This window comes from uncultured Nostoc sp., assembly GCF_964245575.1.
Taxonomy (GTDB): domain Bacteria; phylum Cyanobacteriota; class Cyanobacteriia; order Cyanobacteriales; family Nostocaceae; genus Nostoc.
In genome coordinates this window covers 1-4,619 of sequence record NZ_CAXTNP010000427.1, presented here as the reverse complement: position 1 = coordinate 4,619, position 4,619 = coordinate 1, and the positions used below count along the sequence as shown (strand labels likewise).

The following is a 4,619-nucleotide window of genomic DNA, read 5'->3' as shown; positions in this document are numbered from 1 at the left end:
AATGACTAATGACTAATGACTAATACCCTTCTTGAGCAAGTTGAGCTTTTGCCTGTTGCCACAAGTTTTCTAACTCATCCAAAGTGTAATCAGAAAGGGGACGGTCAACAACTGCCTCCATTTTTTCTAATCGCTGGACAAATCGTTGATTTGTGCCTTGCAAAGCAGCGCTGGGGTCAAGATTATGCCAACGGGCTAGCTGAATCACCGCAAACAGTAAATCGCCTAATTCTGCTTGTTGTCGTTCGGGTGTTTCTTCAGCTAAAGCCTGCTGAAACTCTCCTAACTCTTCATGAAACTTATCCCAAACGCCCTGAATATTTTCCCATTCAAACCCGATCGCCGCAGCCTTTTGGGAAATCTTCATCGCCGCCGTCAGTGGGGGAAGGGTGCGCCCATAACGACCGAGTTTAGCACTAAGTTTTTGCGTCTCTGGAGATGCTTCGCCTTTCTCCGCAGCTTTAATCTGTTCCCAATTTTGCCGCACCTCATCCACACTTACCACCGACACATCACCAAACACATGGGGATGACGGCGAATCAACTTTTGGGAAATCCCCTGAGTTATTTCTTTGAGGGAAAATTGCCCAGATTCGCTAGCGATTTGGGCTTGCAATACTACCTGTAATAATAAATCTCCTAACTCCTCCGCGATCGCACTCTTATCCCCACTCTTAATCGCATCCACCACCTCATAAGCTTCCTCAATCACATAGGGTGTGAGGGTTTCGGCAGTTTGAGCCAAATCCCAAGGACAACCACCATCAGGCGATCGCAACTTCGCCACTACCTCAATCAATTCCTGCAACGCCGCCAAAGTCTCATTTTGATTTTCCATACCTCTGCGTACCTCTGCGCTTCCCTCAGCTATCTAAAGCGTTTAAACAATTATTTCTTAGTCTTCGGCCGACGATTACCACTCCTCGTCACTTTCCGCTTCTTAATTTTGCCACTAGGAAGCAACCCACGAATACCCTGTTTTTGAAAGCGCTTGTATGCCGAACCGCCCCAATCAGACAGAGAATGACTCATCGCACCGAGTTCTAACCCCAAAAACAGGGCGATATATTCAGTATCGTATTGCACGAGCGATCGCCCTATAGTTCCACCCAAATCTTGCCAAGTAAAGCTTAGATTCCAGAACCTTTCGGCAACTGCCAAAACGAAAATTGCCAAAATAGCAAGCAAACACCCCAGATAAAGTATCCGTAGAATCGTGCCAATAATCGGCCCGTGGGATAAAAAAGAACGATGACGGAGACTTTTTTGATAAGGTAGCCAAATCCAGCGCAAGAAACCCCAGCGTTGAAATTGCACAGAGTAAATATCCAAATCGGGGCCAAACATCAGCCCGCCAAAGAGAAACCCGCCTGCAACTAACAAAGTTGCATTGCTACTGCGAGTTTGCCAGAAAGTAACGCCCGCCACGAAGGGCAGAGCATACATAGTAATGCGATCGTGCATCCGACCAGAGGGCATCTTAAATCCTGTTAGCGATAGCGGGGCGTTGAGCCAGTGCTGAGTAACTGAATACTGAGTCAGTATAAGAGAAAAAAAGATTTTCCCAAAACTACTAGCGCAACGTGAAATGTTTTGCTATATTAGTTAAGGATTGGTAAAAAGGGCGGTTAGCTCAGTTGGTAGAGCGCCTGCCTTACAAGCAGGATGTCATCAGTTCGAGTCTGGTACTGCCCATTAAGTAAATTAAGGCTAGAGACAGCTTAGATGCGGTTTCTAGCCTTTTTGAATTTGTGGTATTCTCTAACTACGGCAGAGGACGCTGGCGAATCTGATCGCGCTCTAATACTGTGAACCGCTCCTCAAATTGCAATCCTTCTATCTCTAGTAAATTTAACAACAGTGTGGCTGGCTCCTCAGGAGTATGGGGGCGAAACCGCAGATAAATCACACCTGTTGGTGATGGTAATTTTAAGCGATAGATGAGTTCGCCGTAGTCGCGATCAAACTTTAAAATCACCCGTTGCTCATTAGCCGCACGAGTCAAAACCTCTGTATCTTTAATACCTGGAGAATCCTCTGTCACGGAAGCGACATCATAGCCTGTTTGCCGTAGCAGCCGCACACTGGGCAATGGGAAGTTTTCATTCGCCAGAAACCGCATTACCTGGCCTCAGTAGATAGCAACGATGTGTAGAATACATCTTCTTTGAGACTACTCCGCCGCAAATGCGAACACAGCTTGGATTGCAGGAGGGCTGAGAGTTGGATAGCTTTCTGTTACTTGTTGTTCTGTCCAACCTTCGGCAAACAACCCCAATATGAATTCCACGGATAACCGCGTTCCTTTGATGACAGGCTTTCCAAGGAGAATTTTCGGGTCTGAATGAATATAAGTTCTCCAATCCATACGAGTTTACCTTTATGGGGCTTCATTTATTATGGGCGATGCCTACGGCGGGCTGCGCCAACGCACCATTAAGATATTCCGCTTGGGCAAAATATTTTGGATTGCTCAAACAATTAATCACTAGTTAATACTGAGGCAAGAAGTTCAGGATGAGACAGATGTGGGCAATGTCCAGAAGGTAGTTCAATGGCATCGACTCCTAAGCGCTTGCGTGCAGCGTAGCGTGACCATGTAGGAGATATTATGCGGTCATTGGTACAAACAATATATTTACGCTCAACATTTGGCAATGCTTTTAGAGGATTCGTTTCAAATATATATGCCATAGATTGTTGCGAACGACTTTTCGAGATTGCCCACTGTGTTACATCTGGTTGACAATCATGAAAGAAAAAATCCCTTAATACTGCTTCGTCTGAATAATCTTTGCCTACGGAAGCTGGTTCATACATATCAGGTTCATCGTGAAACTGTTCGAGTTTACTTGGGTCTTTTGGTTGGTAATTAAATGATTTGAGTGTATCAGAATCAAGACGATGAGAAAATTGATCCAGTGTACTGATTCCAGGATAGGGGAGGAGTGCAGCCACAAACACTAGTTGACGCACTTTTACCGCTTCTGCAACTAGGGGAATTATAGTACCAGCCATTGAGTGACCGACTAGGACAATATCATCATCAGTTTTTGGCAGCGCTTGAATTACTACATCTGCAAATTGAGACAAAGTAGCAGATGCATTTTCAATTGGTAAATCCATTGCTACAGTTTTGTGACCCTGTGCTTCTAAGTAGGGAATTAGCAAATCCCAACACCAGGTGGCTTGGAAAGCACCGTGAACTAGACAATATAAACTCATATCAATTGAATAGTGGTAATGGTGGACGAGTTTCCTAATTTATATTATTTTTCAACAAAATTAAATTCATTTCTAGAAACCAGGGAGATTTTATTATTTAATAATCGTCTGACCTCTGCAAGAATTGGTGCAATTAAAAACTCTGATCTAGCTTTTTTGGTGAAGATCGCAGTTGCTAAAGGGATGTAATCAATTAAAATCGTTTTGAGAGTTTTTGATGGTGTAACAGGTTTTGTATCAGCAAATAAATTACGAGTTTCATCGAGTGTTAAGTCCAAACTCTTTTTCACCTTAGCGAGACTAAAATCGCTATATAGCATTCTTCCACCTTGTGATTATCTATAGCGCTTCTGGGTTGAGTTCAATAGAGACCTAACCCCCAACCCCTTCCCTACTAGCGTTGGGGAGTAAGATTCAAAGCCTCTCCCCTCTTAGGGGAGAGGAATGGAAGTGAGGTCATAGACATACTTTTATAAAGTGAGATAACTTCATTTTTTTGCACAATGTCTCACTAATTCTGTAACTTCTTAAGCTCTGCATCTGTAAACGGATTCTTCCCCGCCCGTAAATCTTTCACCCAGCGCTGCCGTCGTGCTTTACTATTTTTATCTTCAGTCTGGGCGATGTATGCTTCAAAGTCCTCAATTGCCCCTTGGGTGTCGCCTGTCAGCGCCCTAGCCAAGCCACGACTATCACGAATGTTGCCATCTTCAGGTGCAAGTGCAACAGCTTTTTCACAGACTGGTAACACATAAGCAGCTTGTTTTTGCAGACTACCTTGGCGGCATAGTTCATCCCAAGAACTTATAGGAATTTCGACTTTTGAATCGAGCTTGAGAGCTTCGGTGTAAGCTGTTAGCGCTTCCTTAAACTTTTTCTCTTCTAAGCGGCTATTTCCTTCATAAACTGAGCGTTCAGCCTTGCCTTTGTTGACAAACTCTTTCGCTCTCGCTTGGAAATCAAAATTTAATTTATTATCCCACTGCTGTGCTTGGCGGAACTTTTCAACAGCGCCATTAATATCATCATTTCGCGCCAACTTCTCACCTTGGATGACTAACACTGTCGCCCCCAGCGCCTTCCGCGATGGAGTTTGGCATGATTGCAATTCTTCTAACACTTCTGGATGGGCAGTGAAGTAATTATTCAGCAAGTTGCAACCACTGAGCAATAAACCATTTAAATCCAAATCCCATAAAATCACAGTCTTGTCATCACTGCCAGAAGCCAGTGTCTTGCCATCGGGGCTGAATCCGACGCTAATGACCGTACTGCTATACCCAGTCAGGGTTTTGATCGCTTTGCCAGTGCTGACATCCCAGAGTTTGATCGTGTTGTCAAAACTGCCAGAAGCCAGTGTCTTGCCATCGGGGCTGAATCCGACGCTATTGACC

General features: G+C 44.4%; 6 protein-coding genes, 1 tRNA gene and 1 pseudogene. 1 reads left to right on the top strand and 7 read right to left on the bottom strand.

Annotation, left to right across the window (positions count from 1 at the left end):
• Positions 1–19: 19 nt before the first annotated feature.
• A complete protein-coding gene (gene mazG, locus ACFFAP_RS36140) occupies positions 20–838 on the bottom strand; it encodes a nucleoside triphosphate pyrophosphohydrolase (RefSeq protein WP_375515720.1) in 819 nt (272 codons plus the stop codon).
• Between the two features lie 50 nt (positions 839–888).
• Entirely contained in the window at positions 889–1,479 is a 591-nt protein-coding gene (locus tag ACFFAP_RS36135; RefSeq protein WP_375515719.1) for a metal-binding protein, read from the bottom strand.
• A 143-nt stretch (positions 1,480–1,622) separates the two neighbouring features.
• Here ACFFAP_RS36135 and ACFFAP_RS36130 point away from each other — a divergent pair.
• Positions 1,623–1,695: transfer RNA gene (locus ACFFAP_RS36130), tRNA-Val, on the top strand.
• Between the two features lie 70 nt (positions 1,696–1,765).
• Here the strand turns inward: ACFFAP_RS36130 and ACFFAP_RS36125 are convergent.
• The 5 genes and pseudogenes from ACFFAP_RS36125 to ACFFAP_RS36105 form a co-directional block, all read right to left on the bottom strand.
• Positions 1,766–2,122 (bottom strand): DUF5615 family PIN-like protein, encoded by a 357-nt coding sequence (locus tag ACFFAP_RS36125; protein WP_375515718.1) that lies wholly within the window; start codon positions 2,120–2,122, stop codon positions 1,766–1,768.
• Positions 2,123–2,173: 51 nt separating this feature from the next.
• Positions 2,174–2,368, bottom strand: a complete 195-nt coding sequence (locus tag ACFFAP_RS36120) for a DUF433 domain-containing protein (RefSeq protein WP_375515717.1) — start codon at positions 2,366–2,368, stop codon at positions 2,174–2,176.
• 113 nt (positions 2,369–2,481) lie between these two features.
• On the bottom strand, positions 2,482–3,225 hold the full coding sequence (locus ACFFAP_RS36115) for an alpha/beta fold hydrolase (protein WP_375515716.1): 744 nt from the start codon (positions 3,223–3,225) through the stop codon (positions 2,482–2,484).
• Between the two features lie 44 nt (positions 3,226–3,269).
• A complete protein-coding gene (locus ACFFAP_RS36110) occupies positions 3,270–3,545 on the bottom strand; it encodes a hypothetical protein (RefSeq protein ID WP_375515715.1) in 276 nt (91 codons plus the stop codon).
• 191 nt (positions 3,546–3,736) lie between these two features.
• Positions 3,737–4,619 (bottom strand): annotated as a pseudogene (locus tag ACFFAP_RS36105) (ribosome assembly protein 4); the annotation flags it as partial.

Bases quoted from the DNA above. Each gene is read 5' to 3' on its own strand.
- mazG (WP_375515720.1), bottom strand. From the start codon at position 838: ATGGAAAATCAAAATGAGACTTTGGCGGCGTTGCAGGAATTGATTGAG.
- ACFFAP_RS36135 (WP_375515719.1), bottom strand. From the start codon at position 1,479: ATGCCCTCTGGTCGGATGCACGATCGCATTACTATGTATGCTCTGCCC.
- ACFFAP_RS36125 (WP_375515718.1), bottom strand. From the start codon at position 2,122: ATGCGGTTTCTGGCGAATGAAAACTTCCCATTGCCCAGTGTGCGGCTG.
- ACFFAP_RS36120 (WP_375515717.1), bottom strand. From the start codon at position 2,368: ATGGATTGGAGAACTTATATTCATTCAGACCCGAAAATTCTCCTTGGA.
- ACFFAP_RS36115 (WP_375515716.1), bottom strand. From the start codon at position 3,225: ATGAGTTTATATTGTCTAGTTCACGGTGCTTTCCAAGCCACCTGGTGT.
- ACFFAP_RS36110 (WP_375515715.1), bottom strand. From the start codon at position 3,545: ATGCTATATAGCGATTTTAGTCTCGCTAAGGTGAAAAAGAGTTTGGAC.